This window comes from Bradyrhizobium sp. HKCCYLRH2047, assembly GCF_051168175.1.
GTDB lineage: Bacteria > Pseudomonadota > Alphaproteobacteria > Rhizobiales > Xanthobacteraceae > Bradyrhizobium.
Genome location: NZ_JBNPUM010000011.1, coordinates 70,375 through 88,338, shown reverse-complemented (window position 1 = coordinate 88,338; position 17,964 = coordinate 70,375). Strand labels below are relative to the sequence as shown.

19 protein-coding genes, 1 tRNA gene and 1 pseudogene are annotated in these 17,964 nt (G+C 66.6%); 10 read left to right on the top strand and 11 right to left on the bottom strand.

Annotated elements, in window-relative coordinates; translation table 11 throughout:
- Positions 1-56 precede the first annotated feature (56 nt).
- On the top strand, positions 57-908 hold the full coding sequence (locus ACQR1D_RS24790; protein WP_315803365.1) for a LysR family transcriptional regulator: 852 nt from the start codon (positions 57-59) through the stop codon (positions 906-908).
- Between the two features lie 78 nt (positions 909-986).
- Here ACQR1D_RS24790 and ACQR1D_RS24785 read toward each other — a convergent pair.
- The 5 genes from ACQR1D_RS24785 to ACQR1D_RS24765 form a co-directional block, all read right to left on the bottom strand.
- Positions 987-1,063: transfer RNA gene (locus ACQR1D_RS24785), tRNA-Met, on the bottom strand.
- A 239-nt stretch (positions 1,064-1,302) separates the two neighbouring features.
- Positions 1,303-1,653 carry a hypothetical protein gene (locus tag ACQR1D_RS24780; protein WP_316237562.1) on the bottom strand — a complete coding sequence of 117 codons (351 nt, stop codon included), beginning with the start codon at positions 1,651-1,653 and terminating at the stop codon, positions 1,303-1,305.
- A gap of 76 nt (positions 1,654-1,729) precedes the next feature.
- Positions 1,730-2,365, bottom strand: coding sequence for a class I SAM-dependent methyltransferase (locus tag ACQR1D_RS24775; RefSeq protein WP_315803363.1), 636 nt, complete (start codon positions 2,363-2,365; stop codon positions 1,730-1,732).
- Positions 2,366-2,392: 27 nt separating this feature from the next.
- Positions 2,393-3,589: a tRNA 2-thiouridine(34) synthase MnmA gene (gene mnmA, locus ACQR1D_RS24770; protein ID WP_434894108.1), complete on the bottom strand. Its 1,197-nt coding sequence runs from the start codon at positions 3,587-3,589 to the stop codon at positions 2,393-2,395.
- 142 nt (positions 3,590-3,731) lie between these two features.
- Positions 3,732-3,959, bottom strand: coding sequence for a hypothetical protein (locus ACQR1D_RS24765; RefSeq protein ID WP_315803361.1), 228 nt, complete (start codon positions 3,957-3,959; stop codon positions 3,732-3,734).
- Between ACQR1D_RS24765 and ACQR1D_RS24760 the strand changes: the two genes are divergently transcribed.
- From ACQR1D_RS24760 to flbD, 8 genes are all read left to right on the top strand, one after another.
- Positions 3,946-5,550 (top strand): flagellar hook-length control protein FliK, encoded by a 1,605-nt coding sequence (locus ACQR1D_RS24760; RefSeq protein WP_434894109.1) that lies wholly within the window; start codon positions 3,946-3,948, stop codon positions 5,548-5,550. The genes ACQR1D_RS24765 and ACQR1D_RS24760 overlap by 14 nt on opposite strands.
- A gap of 12 nt (positions 5,551-5,562) precedes the next feature.
- Entirely contained in the window at positions 5,563-6,261 is a 699-nt protein-coding gene (locus ACQR1D_RS24755; RefSeq protein WP_315803359.1) for a flagellar hook capping FlgD N-terminal domain-containing protein, read from the top strand.
- 249 nt (positions 6,262-6,510) lie between these two features.
- Positions 6,511-6,786: a DUF1153 domain-containing protein gene (locus tag ACQR1D_RS24750; RefSeq protein WP_002714638.1), complete on the top strand. Its 276-nt coding sequence runs from the start codon at positions 6,511-6,513 to the stop codon at positions 6,784-6,786.
- A gap of 335 nt (positions 6,787-7,121) precedes the next feature.
- Positions 7,122-8,720 (top strand): flagellar basal-body MS-ring/collar protein FliF, encoded by a 1,599-nt coding sequence (gene fliF, locus ACQR1D_RS24745; RefSeq protein WP_315803358.1) that lies wholly within the window; start codon positions 7,122-7,124, stop codon positions 8,718-8,720.
- Between the two features lie 44 nt (positions 8,721-8,764).
- Positions 8,765-9,859, top strand: a complete 1,095-nt coding sequence (gene fliG / locus ACQR1D_RS24740) for a flagellar motor switch protein FliG (RefSeq protein ID WP_315714167.1) — start codon at positions 8,765-8,767, stop codon at positions 9,857-9,859.
- Positions 9,859-10,482: a FliH/SctL family protein gene (locus tag ACQR1D_RS24735; RefSeq protein WP_315803357.1), complete on the top strand. Its 624-nt coding sequence runs from the start codon at positions 9,859-9,861 to the stop codon at positions 10,480-10,482. The genes fliG and ACQR1D_RS24735 overlap by 1 nt, the downstream gene beginning before the upstream one ends.
- A 30-nt stretch (positions 10,483-10,512) precedes the next feature.
- A complete protein-coding gene (gene fliN / locus ACQR1D_RS24730; protein ID WP_015669138.1) occupies positions 10,513-10,860 on the top strand; it encodes a flagellar motor switch protein FliN in 348 nt (115 codons plus the stop codon).
- Between the two features lie 53 nt (positions 10,861-10,913).
- Entirely contained in the window at positions 10,914-12,293 is a 1,380-nt protein-coding gene (gene flbD, locus ACQR1D_RS24725; RefSeq protein WP_315803356.1) for a sigma-54-dependent transcriptional regulator FlbD, read from the top strand.
- Positions 12,294-12,737: 444 nt separating this feature from the next.
- On the opposite strand, the gene ACQR1D_RS24720 is transcribed toward flbD, so the two are convergent.
- The 6 genes and pseudogenes from ACQR1D_RS24720 to ACQR1D_RS24695 form a co-directional block, all read right to left on the bottom strand.
- Positions 12,738-12,893, bottom strand: a complete 156-nt coding sequence (locus tag ACQR1D_RS24720; protein WP_284421132.1) for a hypothetical protein — start codon at positions 12,891-12,893, stop codon at positions 12,738-12,740.
- Between the two features lie 80 nt (positions 12,894-12,973).
- Entirely contained in the window at positions 12,974-13,549 is a 576-nt protein-coding gene (locus ACQR1D_RS24715) for a flavin reductase family protein (protein WP_434894110.1), read from the bottom strand.
- Between the two features lie 14 nt (positions 13,550-13,563).
- Positions 13,564-14,424, bottom strand: a complete 861-nt coding sequence (locus ACQR1D_RS24710; RefSeq protein WP_315803354.1) for an ATP-binding cassette domain-containing protein — start codon at positions 14,422-14,424, stop codon at positions 13,564-13,566.
- 10 nt (positions 14,425-14,434) lie between these two features.
- On the bottom strand, positions 14,435-15,241 hold the full coding sequence (gene ssuC, locus ACQR1D_RS24705; RefSeq protein ID WP_316182359.1) for an aliphatic sulfonate ABC transporter permease SsuC: 807 nt from the start codon (positions 15,239-15,241) through the stop codon (positions 14,435-14,437).
- A pseudogene (ssuD, locus tag ACQR1D_RS24700) lies at positions 15,238-16,412 on the bottom strand (FMNH2-dependent alkanesulfonate monooxygenase). Before ssuD ends, ssuC begins: the two are co-directional and overlap by 4 nt.
- Before the next feature lie 35 nt (positions 16,413-16,447).
- Positions 16,448-17,404, bottom strand: coding sequence for an aliphatic sulfonate ABC transporter substrate-binding protein (locus ACQR1D_RS24695; protein ID WP_434840044.1), 957 nt, complete (start codon positions 17,402-17,404; stop codon positions 16,448-16,450).
- 373 nt (positions 17,405-17,777) lie between these two features.
- On the opposite strand from ACQR1D_RS24695, the gene napE reads away from it, so the two are divergent.
- On the top strand, positions 17,778-17,963 hold the full coding sequence (gene napE / locus ACQR1D_RS24690) for a periplasmic nitrate reductase, NapE protein (protein ID WP_316182353.1): 186 nt from the start codon (positions 17,778-17,780) through the stop codon (positions 17,961-17,963).
- Position 17,964 lies beyond the last annotated feature (1 nt).

The window sequence follows — 17,964 nt, the reverse complement described above, 5'->3', positions numbered from 1 at the left end:
TTCAGTTCTGAATAGGTGTCCAGCGATCCCGTCGCGCTGTTTTTGAAAGGACCGGCATGGAGTGGAGCGACCTGCGGATCTTCCTTGCCATTGCGCGCGAGGGCACGCTCGGTGCTGCAGCGCGTCGGCTCGGCCTGTCTCAACCGACCATGGGACGCCGCCTCGCAGCCCTTGAGGCCGCCGTGAACCAGACGCTGTTCCAGCGGACGTCCGAGGGTTTCGTGCTCACACACGAAGGCACGGCCGTGCTGGCCCACGCCGAGCGCGTGGAGGAGGAAGCGCTCGCCTTCGAGCGACGCCTGGCCGGAACGCAGGCGCAACTCGACGGCTTCCTCAGGATCTCATCGTCGGACTGGTTTGGCCGCTTGATGCTGGCGCCTGTCCTTGCCGAGTTCGGCCGTCTCCACCCGCGCGTTTGTGTCGAGCTGCTGACCGATGCTCGGCTCTACAGCCTTCCCCGCCGCGAGGCGGACCTCGTGTTCCGCATTCGGTCGTTCGACGAGCCGGAGGTGATCTCGCGGCGGCTCTTGCACATTCCCTATGCCGTGTACGGCCCGGTTCACGGCCCCCGGAACGTCGGAGGCGACGGCGAAGGGATCAGGGTCGTCACCATGGACACGGCCTTCGCCGACATGCCCGACGCGCGCTGGCTGGCGAAGAAACTCCCGAAGGCGGAGGTCGCGATGCGGAGCAACAACCGGGACGTTCAGGCCATTCTCTGCGCGCAGGGAGCGGGCCTTGCCGTCCTGCCCCGACCGCTCGGAGACGCTACGCCCGGCCTCCAGCAGGTCGACGTCGGCGAGCAGCCGCCGGGGCGGGACACCTATCTCGGCTATCATCGAGATCTGCGCCGGCTGGCGCGGCTGCGCGCTGTGCTCGATCTGGTGATCGCGCGGCTGGCATCGTAGGCCGCGCCGTGGCGTGGCGCGCCAGCCTTGCGGACCGGGAGAATGGGGACGAAGCGTTCGGGTGGGGGAGGGGACCGTTGGTAGCGGGGGAGGGACTCGAACCCCCGACCCCAGGATTATGATTCCCGTGCTCTAACCAGCTGAGCTACCCCGCCACGGTGTTCGATCAAGGCAAGACCGGTTGAAGCGGGCCGCCGGACCTTGTGAACGGGCGGCATATAAGGAGGCGTCTCCGCCCCTGTCAAGCAAAGCTCGCGGGCAGCAGCGGTTTTCGCACGAGGGGATTTCCGGACGACTCTCCAAGGCCTTGCGCATGTATCCGCCGCTCGTCGAGGGTCACACGCCGACGTGTGCGACCAACAGCAGCTGCTCGGCAATGCGGATCACAAGAGGCTCACTTCGGCTGTACGTTCGGATTGCCGCCGGGGCTGCCGGGCGGCGGGATCACCGGGGTCGTGCCGCCCTCCGGGGTCGGCGCGTGCATTTCCGGGTCGACCCCGCTCGGCGGACACAACACGCCGTTGGTCTTCGCCAGCTTGTCGCCGAGCAGCTCGCCGGCGCGGCCGGTGGTGATGCCGTCAGGCGTCGCCGTCGCGCGGGCATTCGGCGCACAAGCGGCATTCGCGTTGGGGGCCGGCGCCGTTGCCTGCGGCGGCGTGGCCGGCGTCGGCGGCGCCTGGGCGCGGGCCGCAGCCGCGGCCGAGACCAGTGCGAACGAGAGGAACAAGGTTTGCCTGATGCTCATGGCGGGGCAACGCAAACCGCGCGTTCGCGTTCCGCGCGGATGGCCTGGCAAAGCGCACGGCCAGGGTATCCGGTGATCAGCCCTTGCGGTAGCGAATGAGCGAGAAGTGTCCGAGCGGCGGCATCGGCCGGCGCTCGGCCAAGGTGACGCCGCCATGCTTTGCAGCCCAGTTCACCAGCCGGGCCCAGGGGAACTCCGGCCGCCAGCCGAGTCGGCGCGCGATCGGCGCGAAGGCGAGCTCGAAGATGCGGCGCGGGCCGCTCTCGGCGCCGATATGGTTGACCAGGATCAGCTCGCCGCCCGGCTTCAGCACGCGGATGAAATCATCGAGCGTCGCTTCGGGATCCGGCACCGCAGTGATGACGTATTGCGCGACCACCGCGTCGAAGAAATTGTCGGGGAACGCGAGATGCTTGGCATCCATCACCGCGAGCGTCTCGACATTGAAGAGCTTCAGCTCGCGCACGCGGGCCTGCGCCCGCCGCAGCATCGGCTCGGAGATATCGACGCCGCAGATCCTCGTGGTCCGGGCGTAGTCCGACAAAGACAGACCGGTGCCGACGCCGACGTCGAGAATGCGGCCGCCGATGCGATCGGCTTCCGCGATGGTCGATTGGCGGCCCTGATCGAAGACCTTGCCGAACACCAGATCGTAGATCGGCGCCCAGCGCTCATAGGCCTTTTCGACCCCCGCGCGGTCGATGTCCCCCATGCCCCTGCCCTGAATGATGGATGCTGATCAGCCGCGGACCGGCTCGGCCACGCGCTGCGGCCTGATCGCGTTGCCGCCCAAGCTGCTGCTTTCCGCAACAGCGCTCTGGATGAAGCCGCCACCGAGCACGCGGGCGCGGCCGGACGCGGCATCGTAGAACACGCAGGCCTGGCCCGGCGAGACGCCCTCTTCACCGGCAACGAGCTCGACCTCGTAACGGCCGTCCGCACCGCGCAGCCAGGCCGGCTGCGGCGGCCGCGTCGAGCGCACCCGCACGAACAATTCGAGGCCCTCGCGCGCGGCCGCGTCGAGCGCGCCATCACCGATCCAGTTGACCTCGCGGAGCGTGATGCGATGCGTGCGCAGCGCCTCGCGCGGGCCGACCACGACGCGGCGGGTGGCGACGTCCAGCTTGACGACGTAGAGCGGCGCGCCGGCAGCGATGCCGAGGCCCTTGCGCTGGCCGATCGTGTAGTTGGCGATGCCGTGATGCGCGCCGAGCACGCGGCCGCTGAGATCGACGATCTCGCCCGGCTCCATCGCGTTCGGGCGCAGCTTGCCGATGATGTCGGTGTAGCGGCCGGTCGGCACGAAGCAGATGTCCTGGCTGTCGTGCTTGTCGGCGACCTCCAGGCCGAAGCGGCGCGCGAGCTCGCGCACCTCCGGCTTGGTCATGTCGCCGAGCGGAAAGCGCAGGTAATCGAGCTGCTCGCGCGTGGTCGCGAACAGGAAGTAGCTCTGGTCGCGATCGCTGTCCGCCGCGCAGATGAGCGCGCGCGATCCGTCCGCCAGCCGCCGCGAGGCGACGTAATGGCCGGTGGCGAGCACGGAGGCGCCGAGCTCGCGCGCGGTCTTCAGGAGATCGCCGAACTTGATCGCGCGGTTGCACTCGATGCACGGCACCGGCGTCTCGCCCGAAGCGTAGCTGGCGGCGAAATTGTCGATCACCGACTCGCGGAAGCGATCTTCGTAGTCCAGCACGTAATGCGGGATGCCGAGGCGCTCGGCAACGTTGCGGGCATCGTGGATGTCCTGGCCGGCGCAGCACGCGCCCTTGCGGTGCGTCGCCGCGCCGTGATCGTAGAGCTGCAGAGTGATGCCGACGACGTCGTAGCCTTCCGACTTCAACAGCGCGGCCGTCACCGAGGAGTCCACGCCGCCGGACATGGCGACGACGACCCTGGTGTCTTCGGGACGGCCTTCGAGATCGAGACTGTTGAGCATGATCCGGTCACTGCGATCGCGGCGTCAGGCAACGGGTTCCCGGCGCGGGAACGCCTCGCATGCGCCGTCTTTGCGGATGGCTTGCTTCGGGCGATCTCCGGACAGGATGTCCTGATCGGAAACAACACGAAAGCATCTGTCTCTAATATAGGCGCACTTCCTGCGAAGCAATTGCGCCGGTCGCAGATGCCGGCGGCAAATCTTGCCGGCCGGGCAGAAATGGCGAGGACGAGGGCTGCGGCCCGCGCCCCGATTGATTCCATAAGAACCTGAATTTGTTGGCGATTTTCTGCAACCCCGGCTTGGCCCGCTCCTTGCTGAACTGCTTGGTCGAGTTCATCGCGAGAGGGTCCAAGGTGTTCAGCGTCACGTCAGACATCCAGGCAGGCACGGTTCTCAAGACCACGGCGCCGAGACAGTCCCGTCAGGACGCTCCGCAGCCGTCCGACAGCTTCTCGGCGCTGGTCGACGCCGCGACTCCGGATCCGTCGACAGCGTCGCCGCCCACCTCCGCGTCGCCGTCGCCGCGCGCCGCCAGCGCTTCCACCCCGAGCCGCGAGCCGGCGCGGGCCGGCGACGCCGATCGCACCACCCAGGCCAGGTCGCAGGACAAGCCGGCGGACAAGGCCGACGGCAGCACCGCGCGCGCCGACGACAGCGGTTCGGATACCCCGGGCGACGCGAGCGCCGGCACGTCGACCAAAACCGATGCGGCCGGGACCGCCGACAGCAAGACCAGCGACGGCAAGACGGGCGACAAGAAGGACGGCGATCAGGCCGGCACGGATGCGAGCGCCGCGACGACCGCTGTAGCCGGGCCGACCGTGGCCGTGCCGACGCCGGTCGCCGTCGCCATCCAGCCCGAGATCACCCTCGCCAACCCCGCCACCGGCGATGGCACGGCGGACGGCGACGGCAAAACCAATGCGCCCGGTGCGGCCGCTCCCGTCGGAGTGCCCGGTGTTGGCCCGCAGGGCTCGGTCGATGCCGCGGCGGGCCTGCTGGCGGCCGCAGCCAAATCCACCGGGGCGGCCAAGGATGCCGACGGAGCCGGATCCACCGCGACGACGCCGGAGACGGCAGCGGCGGCCTCCGGCGACGCTGCCGCATCTGCCGATCAGAGCTTCACCGCCGCGCTCGATGCGGCGGTTCCCGGCAGCACCAAGACGACGGGCAAGCCGGGCACCCAGACCAAGACGGGGCTCGCCGACGGCGCAGCCGGCAAGGTCACCGAAACTGGCAATGGCAACGTCCAGTCCACTCAGCAGCCGGGCCATGGCGCGCTCGCGCAACAGCCCGCTGTTGCAGCCAAGCCGGACTCCGTCGAGGCCGGCGATGGGAAGGCGAATGGCAACGTGCAGGCACCGGCCTCACATGATCGCAACGCCGCGCCGACGACCAGCCAGACCAACGGGCCGGCGCCGGATCCGAGTGCACAGGCCACGGCCGCGTTGCAGCCCCAGCTGTCGACGCCGGCCGCATCGACCAGCCAGATCACCTCGGCCAACCTGACCGCGACAGCCGCCACGGCGGCCGCTGTGCCGCTTCATGGGCTTGCCGTCGAGATCGCAGCCTCCGCGCTCAACGGCAAGAGCCGCTTCGAGATCCGACTGGATCCGGCCGAGCTCGGCCGCATCGACGTCCGCATCGACGTCGACCGCAACGGCCAGGTGACCTCGCATCTGCGGGTCGAGAAGCCGGAGACGCTGGCGATGCTGCAGCAGACGGCGCCGCAGCTCCAGCAGGCGCTGCAGGACGCCGGCCTCAAGAGCAACAACAGCGGATTGCAGTTCTCGCTGCGCGACCAGAACTCGTCCGGCCAGAATGGCGGCGATTATCAACAGAATGGCAACGCACAACGCCTGATCGTGACCGAGGACGAAAACGTCCCGGTCCAGCTCGCCGGACGGTCCTATGGACGGATGTTCGGCGCGCAAGGCGGCGTGGATATCAGGGTTTAACAGGAGGCTTCCATGGCAATCGGCGACGCGATCACGGCACCCCCGCCGGTCTCGGGCACGACCAACACCAATTCGTCAACCGGCAACAGCAGCCTCGGCTCGAGCGCAGGCTCGACCATTGCCGGCAATTTCCAGACCTTCCTGACGCTGCTGACGACGCAGTTGCAGAACCAGAATCCGTTGGATCCGCTGGACACCAACCAGTTCACCCAGCAGCTCGTGCAGTTCGCCGGCGTCGAGCAGCAGCTCAAGACCAACGACCAGCTCGCATCGCTGCTCACGATGCAGCAGACGACGCAGGCGACCCAGGCGCTCGCCTTCGTCGGCAAGACAGCGGTGGTGAACGGCTCGACGACGACCATGACCAACGGGCAAGCGAGCTGGGATCTCAGCATTCCGAAGGACAGCAACCTGACGGTGAGCATCACCAACAGCGTCGGCCAGACCGTCTTCAGCGGCAAATATTCGGCGAGCGCCGGCGACAACCAGACCTATAATTGGAACGGCCAGGGCAATGACGGCACCCAATGGCCGGACGGGCAATACAAGATCACGGTGGTCGGCACCGATGCAACGAACGGTTCGCCGGTGGCCATCTCGACCCAGGTCAAGGGCACCGTATCCTCGGTCGACCTGACCCAGCAGCCGCCGCTGCTGTCGATCGGCGGCCAGACCTATACGGTGAACCAGATCCAGCGGATCGTGAGCTAGCTCCCGCCCCGTCTGAACCGATCCCGGCTGAGCTCGAACAAGCTCAGCCGCCGCGGCGACATGTCAGCGTAAGCGCCGGAAATTCTTAACCAATCATTTACCACGATTCCGCTCCCGGGGCGCAGCGCCACCGGAAGTGGCGGCGTTCGCGCATAGCGCCGGATTCGCGCCCTTCGCTTAGGCAAATTTTAAGCGAGGCGGCGTAGGGTCTTACCGTGAGTTCAGTGGTTAAGAGTTTGTGAGTACGCCATGACAGAACCCCATCGCCCGAGGGTGAAATACGTCATCGGGCCTGACGGCAGCCCGCTCACCATCGCGGATTTGCCTGCGCCAGGCACCAAGAGGTGGGTCATTCGCCGGAAGGCTGAAGTCGTTGCCGCCGTTCGCGGCGGCTTGCTGTCCCTCGAGGAAGCGTGCAGCCGCTACACCCTGACCGTCGACGAATTCCTGTCGTGGCAGTTCTCGATCGACCAGCATGGTCTCGCCGGCCTGCGCACCACCCGAATTCAGCAATATCGCCAATAAGACGTTACCGACGCGACGGGATTTGTTCGAAAATCGGCTTGGCCCCGCCAAGCCGATTTTTTGCATGTCTACACTTTGTTAGGACCCTTTAACCATCGTTAACCATATCGAAACCTTCCCATAGGCAATAATTGCCCAGCGGTTCGATCCAACCTCCGCGCCCCCTCTGCGACTGGCGGACGTGGCGGCTGACATCGGATCGCCACCTGGAATGCGGGTGCTGGTGAAGGTTAAGGATTGAATTTCGCGATCTATGCAACCGGCCGTAAAGGCCCGCGAAGCTCACATCGCCTTTCAGCGGCCACCCGTCGAATGCCGAACTATGGGGCAGTTGCTTGCAAGGTCTCTTGGACTTCCTGAAGGGTTTGGGCGCCGCGCGGCTCACCGCCATGATCGCGGTGACCGCTGCTTTGATCGGCTTCTTCGGCTTCGTCATCATGCGCGTGACCGCGCCGCAGATGACCACCCTCTTCACCGACCTGACGATGGAAGACTCCTCCAGCATCATCAAGGATCTGGAGCGGCAGGGCATTCCCTTCGAGATGCGCAATGAAGGCAGCGTCATCCTGGTGCCCAAGGACAAGGTGACCCGGCTGCGCATGAAGCTCGCCGAGGGCGGCCTGCCCAAGGGCGGCGGCGTCGGCTACGAGATCTTCGACAAGTCGGACGCGCTGGGCACCACGAGCTTCGTCCAGAACATCAACCATCTCCGCGCGCTCGAAGGCGAGCTTGCCCGCACCATCCGCGCCATCGACCGTGTCCAGGCCGCGCGCGTCCATCTCGTCCTGCCCGAGCGGCCGCTGTTCTCGCGCGAGACCCCGGAGCCGTCCGCCTCGATCGTCGTGCGCGTGCGCGGCACCCTCGAGCCGGCGCAGATCCGCGCCATCCGCCACCTCGTCGCCTCCGCCGTCAACGGCCTGAAGCCGCAGCGGGTGTCGATCGTCGACGAGGCCGGACAGTTGCTCGCCGACGGCACCCAGACCGACATCGACCAGCAGGTCGGCGACGAGCGTCGCAACGCCTTCGAGAAGCGGATGCGCAAGCAGGTCGAGGACATCGTCTCCTCGGTGGTCGGAGCGGGCCGCGCCCGCGTCCAGCTTTCCGCCGATTTCGACTACAACCGCATCACCCAGACCTCCGACCGCTACGATCCGGAAGGCCGCGTGCTGCGCTCGAGCCAGACCCGCGAAGAGCAGTCGGCGACCAACGAGAACAACGGCCAGGTCACGGTCAACAACGAGCTGCCGGGCAACCAGCAGAACCAGCCGCCGCAACAGCCGCGGGACCAGAGCAAGAAGACCGAAGAGACCAACAATTACGAGATTTCCCGCACCACCAAGACGGAGGTCACCGAGGCCGGACGGGTCAACCGCATCTCGGTCGCGGTTCTGGTCGACGGCGCCTATTCCAAGAACGAAAAGGGCGAGCTGGTCTATCAGGAGCGCAGCAAGGACGAGCTCGACCGCATCGCCGCACTGGTCCGCTCCGCCATCGGCTTCGACCAGAAGCGTGGCGACCAGGTCGAGGTGGTCAACCTGAAATTCGCCGACGCTCCCGCGGTGCCGCAGATCAACGAGCCCACCGGCTTCCTCGGCATGCTCCACTTCACCAAGGATGACGTCATGTACGTCATCGAGCTCGCGGTGATGATGCTGCTCGGCATCGTGGTCGTGTTCATGGTGGTGCGGCCGCTGGTGAAGAAGATCATCGCCACCGAAGAGATCGCCGTCCCGGGCGGCGGCCTGCCGGCGCTCACCGACGAAACCATCCAGGCAGCCGCTCACGCCCAGCAGACCGCCAACATGATCGACGTCGCCCAGGTCCAGGGCCAGGTCCACGCTCAGTCCGTCCACCGGGTGGGCGAGCTGGCCGACCGCAACCCGGGCGAAGCCGCCGCCATCATCCGCCAGTGGCTCGCCGAGCCGCAGAGCTGACCCGATCGACGTGAACCGCCTGAACTGAAAAGAACGTAGACGCCATGTCGCTGCCGCAGACCCAGAACGCCAACGCCAACAACAACGACATTTCCACGGTCATCGCGACCTTGGCGAGCCGCCAGGCGCAGCGCGAGAAGACCGAGCCCTTGAGCGGGCCGCGCCGCGCCGCGGTGATGATGCTCGCCCTCGGCGAGCAGTACGGCGGCAAGATCTGGCAGCAGCTCGATGACGACGAGGTGCGTGAACTGTCGCTGGCGATGTCGACGCTGGGAACCATCGAAGCCGACGTGGTCGAGGACCTGATGCTCGAATTCGTCTCGCGCATGTCAGCCTCCGGCGCGCTGATGGGCAATTTCGACGCCACCGAGCGCCTGCTGCAGCAATACCTGCCGCCGGAACGCGTCAACGGCATCATGGACGAGATCCGCGGCCCCGCCGGCCGCAACATGTGGGAGAAGCTCTCCAACGTCCAGGAAGAGGTGCTCGCCAACTACCTCAAGAACGAATATCCGCAGACCATCGCGGTCGTGCTGTCCAAGCTGAAGCCGGAGCATGCCGCCCGCGTGCTCGCGATCCTGCCCGAGGACATGGCGCTCGACGTCATCGGCCGCATGCTGCGCATGGAAGCGGTGCAGAAGGAGGTCATCGAGCGCGTCGAGCAGACCCTGCGCGTCGAGTTCATGTCCAACCTGTCGCAGACCCGCCGCCGCGACGCTCACGAGGTGATGGCCGAGATCTTCAACAATTTCGACCGCCAGACCGAGACCCGCTTCATCACCTCGCTGGAAGAAGAGAATCGCGAATCCGCCGAGCGCATCAAGGCGCTGATGTTCACCTTCGACGACCTGATCAAGCTCGACTCCGCTTCCGCCCAGACGCTGCTGCGCAACGTCGACAAGGACAAGCTCGGGGTGGCGCTGAAGAGCGCCAACGAGGAGGTGCGCAACTTCTTCTTCGGCAACATGTCCTCCCGCGCCGCCAAGATGCTGCAGGACGACATGGCCGCGATGGGACCGGTGCGCCTGCGCGACGTCGACGAGGCGCAGGCCCTGCTCGTCAACCTCGCCAAGGATCTCGCCGCCAAGGGCGAGATCATGCTCAGCAAGAACCGCGCCGACGACGAACTGGTGTATTGATGGCTCAGCCCGCGAAATTCCTGTTCGATACCGACTTCGCCGCACCGGAGAAGGCGACGCGGGAGCGCGCTGCCGCCACCTCCGCCGAGATCGCACAGAAGGTCGCGGCCGCCGAAGCCGCCGCCTATCGCAATGGCTACGAGGCGGCGCAGCGCGAAGCCAAGGTCGAGGCCGACCGCCGCGTCGCCTCGGCGCTGGAGCAGATCAACATCCAATTGCAGGGCATCTCCGCACGCTTCGAAGGCATCGAGCAGCGGATGGAAACCGAGGCCGTCGATGTCGCGGTCGCCGTCGCCCGCAAGCTATGCGCGGCGCTGGTCGAGGCGGAGCCGCTCGGCGAGATCACCGGACTCGTGCACGACTGCTTCGCGCATCTGGTGGCGACGCCGCACCTCGTGCTGCGCATCAACGACGCGCTGTACGAGCTTGCCCGCGAGAAGATCGAGAAGCTCGCCAAGCAGAGCGGCTTCGAGGGGCGCCTCGTCATCCTCGCCGAGCCGGAGATCGCGACCGGCGACTGCCGTATCGAATGGGCCGATGGCGGGGTCGTGCTGGAGCGCGCTGCGATCGACGCCAAGATCAACGAGCTGGTCGGACGCTACATGGCGTCCAAGAAGAACTAGGCCGCCGTGGTGGCCGAGGGAGTTTAAGTCATGAGCGACAACGAGATCCCGCTTCCCGACCTCAATGCGGCGGACGCGCCTCCGCTGGGCGGCGACGTCGGCTACAATGAAGAAGAGCATGCTGCGCGCATCGCGGCCGACCTCGAGGCGGTGTTCGACGTCCCGGTTCAGGTCTCGGCCGTGCTCGGCCGCTCGAAGATGGATGTCGGCGAGCTGCTGAAGCTCGGGCCCGGCACCGTGCTCGAACTCGACCGCAAGGTCGGCGAAGCCATCGACATCTACGTCAACAACCGGCTCGTGGCACGCGGCGAGGTGGTTCTGGTCGAAGACAAGCTCGGTGTGACGATGACCGAAATCATCAAGTCCGACCGCAACTGACAGACATGACCTGCGTGCCGATCGAGAGCGGCACGACCGAATAGGAGACCAACATGCGGCTTCTCATCGTCGGAACGCTGAAGGGCCAGCTGACGACGGCCACCAAGATCGCCATGGAGAACGGCGCCACCGTCACCCATGCCGAGGACAACGAGCAGGCGATGCGGGTGCTGCGCGGCGGCAAGGGCGCCGACCTGCTGCTGGTCGACGTCGCGCTCGACATCCGCGACCTGGTGATGCGGCTCGATGCCGAGCACATCCACGTGCCGATCGTGGCCTGCGGCATCACCAGCGATGCCCGCGCCGCGGTCGCCGCCATCCATGCCGGCGCCAAGGAATACATTCCGCTGCCGCCGGATCCTGAGCTGATCGCGGCGGTGCTCGCCGCTGTCGCCAATGACAGCCGCGATCTGGTCTATCGCGACGAGGCGATGGCCAAGGTGATCAAGCTCGCCCAGCAGATCGCCGGCTCCGACGCCTCGGTGATGATCACCGGCGAATCCGGCACCGGCAAGGAGGTGCTGGCGCGCTACGTCCACACCCGCTCGGCCCGCGCCAAGCGTCCTTTCATCTCGATCAACTGCGCCGCAATCCCTGAGCACCTGCTGGAGTCCGAGCTGTTCGGCCACGAGAAGGGTGCCTTCACCGGTGCCGTCGCCCGCCGCATCGGCAAGTTCGAGGAGGCCAATGGCGGCACGCTCCTGCTGGACGAAATCTCGGAGATGGACGTGCGGCTGCAGTCGAAGCTGTTGCGCGCGATCCAGGAGCGCGTGATCGACCGCGTCGGCGGCACCCGTCCCGTCCCTGTCGACATCCGCATCATCGCGACCTCCAACCGCAACCTGGCCGACGCCGTGCGCGAGGGCACGTTCCGCGAGGACCTGCTGTTCCGGCTCAACGTCGTCAACCTCAAGATCCCGCCGCTGCGCGAGCGCCCCGCCGACATTCTCGAACTGGCGCAGCATTTCGCGCGCAAATATTCCGAGGCCAATGCCGTTCCGCTGCGGCCGATCTCGGCGGAGGCCAAGCGCATCCTCACCACCAACCGCTGGCCGGGCAACGTGCGCGAGCTGGAGAACACGATGCATCGCGCGGTGCTGATGGCACAGGGCGACGAGATCGGGCCGGATGCCATCCTCACGCCCGACGGCGCCCGCCTCGACATCGGCAAGACCCAACCCGCCGTCGCGCATGCTACGATGGCGGCGGAACAGGTCACGCGCGCCCTGGTCGGCCGCACGGTCGCCGATGTCGAACGTGACCTGATCCTGGAGACCCTGAAGCACTGCCTGGGCAATCGGACACATGCGGCCAATATCTTGGGCATCTCGATCCGCACGTTGCGCAACAAGCTCAACGAATATGCCGACGGCGGCGTGCCGATCCCGCCGCCGGGCTCCGGCGACACGCCGCGCATGCCGAGCCCCGTATAATCTGCCCATCCGGATCGTTCTCGGCGGCGCGCTGGCCCTCGGCGCGCCGCTTGCCGTTTCGCCGGCCGGTGCCGCAACGCGCGGCGTGCTGTCAGGCTGCTGGGAGCAGACGTCGCACGCACCGCTCGTCACCCCATCGTCGGGTCAGGAATGGGGCGTCCGGAGCTGGTGCTTCGCAGGAAAAGGCAAGCTGATCTCGCGAACGATCGCCTGTGGCAGGGAGGGCTGCGACGGCTGGGACAATGAACGCAGCTATCGCTGGCGGCCGCCCACGCTGTCGCTATCCGACGTCGAGACGTCGCCGGATGGCGGACACATCAAAGTGTGGCGCCGCTGCCGCGTGCAGTTTCTGACCAACGATTGGATGCAGCTACAGGACTGTGAACAGTCCGCGGATCCGTGGGTTCGCGAGAATACGCCGGCGCGGCGTCGCCGGGCACAGCCTCACGAATAGTTCGGCGCCTCGGGATTGCGGAAGATGTGAATGGGATCGCCGGGCGTGAACTCGCGCTGCGTCAGGACCGCGTACGCATACAGCGCGAGATAGAGGATGGCGACCGTGCCGATCGCATACAGAGCCCAGGTTCCGATCCGTTTCATGATTTCCGCTGCTGACGCCGACAGCGGCTTTTAAGGCGTCCGCAGGAAAGTTGCCAGCTCGCCCCGGGAGCGTCGGAACGTTACGGCGTCAGCCGCGGATCCGGGACGCTGAAGGCCGCGAGCCGACCGTGACCGTCGTCGCGATCAACCCCGACATAGCTGCCATGCCAATACGCCAGGGCCGCCGACTGCGGCGCCACATCGATATGGACCACTCTGCCGATCACGATGGCATGGGAGTGCCGCTCGATGATCTCCTCGACCTCGCAATCCAGCGTCGCGAGCGCTCCGACGAGGAGCGGCACACCGGTGACCCGTTTGCGCCACTCCGCCCCTGCGAAACGTTCGACGCCGCGCAAGCCACCCTTACCCGCAAACCGTTCGGCCACGCCGATCTGATCCGCCGCCAGCAGATTGGCGCCAAAAACGCCCTCCCGCTGCAGAATTGGCCAGGACGAGGCGTTGCGGTTGAGGCTGACGATGATGGAGGGAGGCTCGACCGCAAGTGACGACAGCGAGCTCACCGTCATGCCGGTGACCTCATCGCCGCGTCCGACCGTGATGACGCTGACGCCTCCGACCAGTTGGCGCATCGCAGAGCGAAAATCCGGCTGGAGCGCCGTGGCATCAGGCATGTGACGGACGATGGAGTTCATTGCGTTGACCTTTCCTACCCCGTCGTGCCCGGTCCAAGCAACTGGCCCAGGATCGAGCCTTCCAGCGCCGCAAGCTCGGCAGAGCCGCGCTGGCGCGAGCGCGGCAGATCGACGCTGATGTCCTCGGCGATCCGGCCGCTCTCGATGACGAGGACGCGATCAGCGAGGGCCACGGCTTCCGCAACGTCATGGGTGACCAGGATTGCGGTGAAGGTTTGATCGGCCCAGACCCGCTCCAGCAGCCGCTGCATCGCGATCCGCGTCAGCGCGTCCAGCGCGCCGAGCGGCTCGTCGAACGCCAGCAGGCGCGGACCGCTGACCAGCGCGCGCGCCAGCGCGACGCGCTGCTTCTGGCCGCCGGACAGCACCGCCGGCCATTGGTCGCGCTTGTCGGCGAGACCCACCTCGTCGAGCGCCCGCCGCGCCCGCTCATGCGCGCCGGCGGCCTTGCGCTCGCGGCCGAGCCCGACCTCGACATTGGCGAGCACCCGCGCCCATGGCAGCAGCCGCGGTTCCTGGAACATGACGCGGACGTCCTCGGGCCGCGCGGCCGCTTCGCCGAAGCTGATCGTGCCCGACGTCGGCTTGTCGAGGCCGGCAATCAGCCGCAGCAGCGTGCTCTTGCCGCAGCCGCTCTGGCCGACGACGGCGACGAACTGGCCGGCCGCGATCTCCAGGTCGATGCCGCGCAGCACCTCGTTGTCGCCGAACGCCTTGCGGAGATCGCGGATCACGAGCGGCAGGCCGCGTGTCTCGGGTTGGGCCGGACTCACGCTGTGCTTCCTCACGGGGCGGAAAGCCTCAGCATGCCCGATCACATCGGGGCCGTCGATCGCCTCCACACCGGAGACGGGAATTCGGAGCGCTTGCTGCATTTCCAGAACCTCAATGCTTGCTGAAGGCCGGATGCCAGGACAGCGTCAGCCGCTCCAGCACCCGCGAGGCGCTGTCGGCGACCTTGCCCAGCAGGGCGTAGATCAGGATGGAGAGCACGACGACATCGATCTGCATGAACTCGCGCGCCTGCATCGCCATGTAGCCGAGGCCCGAGGACGCCGCGATCGTCTCGGCGACGATCAGGGTGAGCCACATGATGCCGAGCGCGAAGCGCAGGCCGACGAAGATCGACGGCAGTGCGCCGGGGAAGATCACCCGGCGAAACAGCTCGCGGTCGGACATGCCGTAGACGCGGCCCATTTCAATGAGTTGCGGATCGACCGTGCGAATCCCGTGCAGCGTATTCAGGTAGACCGGAAAGAACACGCCGAGCGCCACCAGAAACAGCTTGGCGCTCTCGTCGATGCCGAACCACAGGATGACCAGCGGGATCAGCGCCAGATGCGGCACGTTGCGGATCATCTGCAGAGTGGTGTCGGTCAGCTTCGCCGACAGTTGCGACAGGCCGTTGGCCAGACCGAAGGCGAAGCCGATGCCGCCGCCGATCAAAAAACCGATCGAGGCGCGCCAGAAGCTGACCCAGATGTTGCGGCCGAGCTCGCCCGACCACAGCAGCTTCCAGCCGGCGCGCGCCACGTCGCTCGGCGCCGGCAGCACGCGTGGCGAGACCAGGCCGGCGGCCGAGGCCGCCTGCCAGATCAGGATGATCGCGAGCGGCACCAGCCAGGGGATCAGCCCATCCGCGCGCGGCACCGCGAGCCTGCGGACCTTGGGAACACTTTCGATCAGACTCATGATTGCGAGGCCCTCTGCAACGGACGGTGCTCGTTGGCGATGGTCTCACCGAACGGGCCGGTATTGGTGCGGAGCCTGGTGACGTTGCCCGTCCGCTCCGACACATTCAAGCCAAGCTTGGGAAACACCAGCTCGGCGAAGCGGTAGGCTTCCTCGAGATGCGGATAGCCCGAGAGGATGAAGGTATCGATGCCGAGATCCTGGTACTCGCGGATGCGCGCCGCCACCGTGTCGGGATCGCCGACCAGCGCCGTGCCGGCGCCGCCGCGGACCAGGCCGACGCCGGCCACAGGTTCGGGCTGATCTCGAGCTTGTCGCGTCGGCCGCCGTGAAGCTGCGACATCCGCTGCTGCCCGACCGAATCCATGCGGGCAAAAATCTTCTGCGCCGAGGCGATGGTGTCGTCGGTGACGTGCTTGATCAGGTCGCCGGCGGCCGCCCACGCCTCGTCATTGGTCTCGCGCACGATCACATGCAAGCGGATGCCGAACGACAGCTTGCGGCCGCGACTGTCGGCGACGGCCTTCACCTTGGCGATCTTGGCCGCGACATCGGCCGGCGGCTCGCCCCAGGTGAGATACTTCTCGACGGTGTCTACCGCGACGTCGATGCCGGCATCCGACGAGCCGCCGAAGAACAGCGGCGGCCGCGGCGACTGCACCGGCGGGAACAGCAGCCGGCCGTCCTCGACCGTGATATGCTTGCCGCTGAAGTTGACCGCCTCGCCTTCGAGCAGCGCGTTGTAGACGGTCAGGAATTCGCGCGTGACCTTGTAGCGCTCCTCATGCGACAGGAAGATGCCGTCGCCTTTGTTCTCGACCGGATCGCCGCCGGTGACGACGTTGACCAGCAGCCGGCCGTTGCTGACGCGGTCGAGCGTCGCGGTCATGCGCGCGGCCACCGCCGGCGATTGCAGGCCGGGCCGCACCGCGACGAGATAGCGCAGCCGCTCGGTGAACGGCGCCACCGCCGAGGCCACGATCCAGGAATCCTCGCAGCTCCGTCCTGTCGGGATCAGCACGCCGTAATAGCCAAGCTGATCGGCGGCCTGCGCGACCTGGCGCAGATAGTTGAAGTTGACCTCGCGGCCGCCCTGCGAGGTGCCGAGATAGCGGCCGTCGCCATGGGTCGGCAGGAACCACAGCACGTTGGGCTTCGAAGCGTTACTCATGTCAGTCTCTTTCGGATTGGGATGGCGATCAGGCGTCAGGTGGACGGCGTCCACTTCCAGACGATGTCGCTGACGTTGACTTGTTTCGGAATGAGGCCGATGCGGGCGAACCGATCCGCCACCGCCTGCTGGCTCCTGATGATGTCGTCGTCGAGCGGCACGACGCTGTAGACCGAACGGTCGACGAAGCGCCTGACCGCCGCGATGTCGACGCCGGTCGCCTCGGCCTGCGCCTTGGCCACCTCGTCGTGATGGCTGTTGGCCCAGATGCCCTCGGCGGCGAACGCGGCGTTCAGCCGGGCGACGATGGCGGGATACTTCTCAACGAAGTCGGAGCCCACGATGTAGAACGAGTTCGGCTTATGCACGTCCTTGTCCCACGCGATCACCCGTGCATTCTCCTTCAGCTCGGCGAGCGCGAGGTACGGATCCCAGATCGACCACGCGTCCACCGAGCCCTTGACGAAGGCCGCGGTGGCATCGGCCGGCGCGAGCGGCGCCGGCGTGATGTCGCTCCACGACAGGCCCGCCTTCTCGAGTGCTGCGACCAGCAGATTGTGCGCGCTCGAGCCCTTGCCGAAGGCGACGCGCTTGCCCTTGAGATCGGCAAGCGTCCTGATCGGCGAATCCTTCTGCACCACGATCGCCTGGCTGCTGCCGTTCTGCTTGACGGCGGCGGCGTAGCGGATCTTGGCGCCCGCGGCCTGCGCGAAGATCGGCGGCGCGTCGCCGACATAGCCGAAATCGACGCTGCCGACATTGATGGCCTCAAGTAGCGGCGGACCGAACTGGAAATCGACCCAGACGATCTCGATGCCGAGAGGCTTGAACGTCTCCTCGATGGTGCGGCGCGCCTTCACGGCGGGGAAGAAGCCGCCCTTCTGGGTGCCGATGCGGATCTCCTTCGGCCTGTCCTCGGCGCGCAGCGGCGCCGCGCAGCTCATCACCGCAGCTGATGCCAATGACAGTTTGAGAAAATCGCGACGCTTCATTGCCCTCTCCGACCCTTGCGCATCCGCATTGATGCGATGCAAGGGATGATGGTGGCGGGCGAAACGCGTGTCGAGCACCCCGGAAAAATAGCGATGCCGGTCCTGTTTCGTCACACGGCGAAGGGATGTTCGTATCGAGACGCCCGTGCAAAGCAGCGAGAATTTCTCACGATCGACAACGCGATCACGGGTCTTCACAGACCATCAACCACGATCGCACCGGCATGCTCGCCGATCCGCGACCAATTGTCCCCGCGGTCCGCCGCTTGATCCAGGTCAAGCCTTTGGCAAGGCTTCCTTGCTTAACGTTGGAACAGGCGCGGCCCGGATGCCGCAACCCCTCCTGAACCTCCCCCTAGCCGAGAATTCTCTCATGTCGCTCATTGGCGGCGATGCGAACGCGCGTGCGCGTCGCAGACGCATGGAAATTTTTGCCTTCCTGTTTCTCACTGCCGTGCTGATGCCTGCGCTCGCGGTCGCCACTGTCGGCTCCTACGGACTCACGGTGTGGGTCTACCAGATGATGGCCGGACCGCCCGGGCCGCCCGCGGCGCACTGAT

Excerpts from the sequence above, each read along its gene's own strand:
- ACQR1D_RS24790 (WP_315803365.1), top strand. The coding sequence starts at position 57 with ATGGAGTGGAGCGACCTGCGGATCTTCCTTGCCATTGCGCGCGAGGGC.
- ACQR1D_RS24780 (WP_316237562.1), bottom strand. The coding sequence starts at position 1,653 with ATGAGCATCAGGCAAACCTTGTTCCTCTCGTTCGCACTGGTCTCGGCC.
- ACQR1D_RS24775 (WP_315803363.1), bottom strand. The coding sequence starts at position 2,365 with ATGGGGGACATCGACCGCGCGGGGGTCGAAAAGGCCTATGAGCGCTGG.
- mnmA (WP_434894108.1), bottom strand. The coding sequence starts at position 3,589 with ATGCTCAACAGTCTCGATCTCGAAGGCCGTCCCGAAGACACCAGGGTC.
- ACQR1D_RS24755 (WP_315803359.1), top strand. The coding sequence starts at position 5,563 with ATGGCAATCGGCGACGCGATCACGGCACCCCCGCCGGTCTCGGGCACG.
- ACQR1D_RS24750 (WP_002714638.1), top strand. The coding sequence starts at position 6,511 with ATGACAGAACCCCATCGCCCGAGGGTGAAATACGTCATCGGGCCTGAC.
- fliG (WP_315714167.1), top strand. The coding sequence starts at position 8,765 with ATGTCGCTGCCGCAGACCCAGAACGCCAACGCCAACAACAACGACATT.
- ACQR1D_RS24735 (WP_315803357.1), top strand. The coding sequence starts at position 9,859 with ATGGCTCAGCCCGCGAAATTCCTGTTCGATACCGACTTCGCCGCACCG.
- fliN (WP_015669138.1), top strand. The coding sequence starts at position 10,513 with ATGAGCGACAACGAGATCCCGCTTCCCGACCTCAATGCGGCGGACGCG.
- flbD (WP_315803356.1), top strand. The coding sequence starts at position 10,914 with ATGCGGCTTCTCATCGTCGGAACGCTGAAGGGCCAGCTGACGACGGCC.
- ACQR1D_RS24720 (WP_284421132.1), bottom strand. The coding sequence starts at position 12,893 with ATGAAACGGATCGGAACCTGGGCTCTGTATGCGATCGGCACGGTCGCC.
- ACQR1D_RS24715 (WP_434894110.1), bottom strand. The coding sequence starts at position 13,549 with ATGAACTCCATCGTCCGTCACATGCCTGATGCCACGGCGCTCCAGCCG.
- ACQR1D_RS24710 (WP_315803354.1), bottom strand. The coding sequence starts at position 14,424 with ATGCAGCAAGCGCTCCGAATTCCCGTCTCCGGTGTGGAGGCGATCGAC.
- ssuC (WP_316182359.1), bottom strand. The coding sequence starts at position 15,241 with ATGAGTCTGATCGAAAGTGTTCCCAAGGTCCGCAGGCTCGCGGTGCCG.
- ACQR1D_RS24695 (WP_434840044.1), bottom strand. The coding sequence starts at position 17,404 with ATGAAGCGTCGCGATTTTCTCAAACTGTCATTGGCATCAGCTGCGGTG.
- napE (WP_316182353.1), top strand. The coding sequence starts at position 17,778 with ATGTCGCTCATTGGCGGCGATGCGAACGCGCGTGCGCGTCGCAGACGC.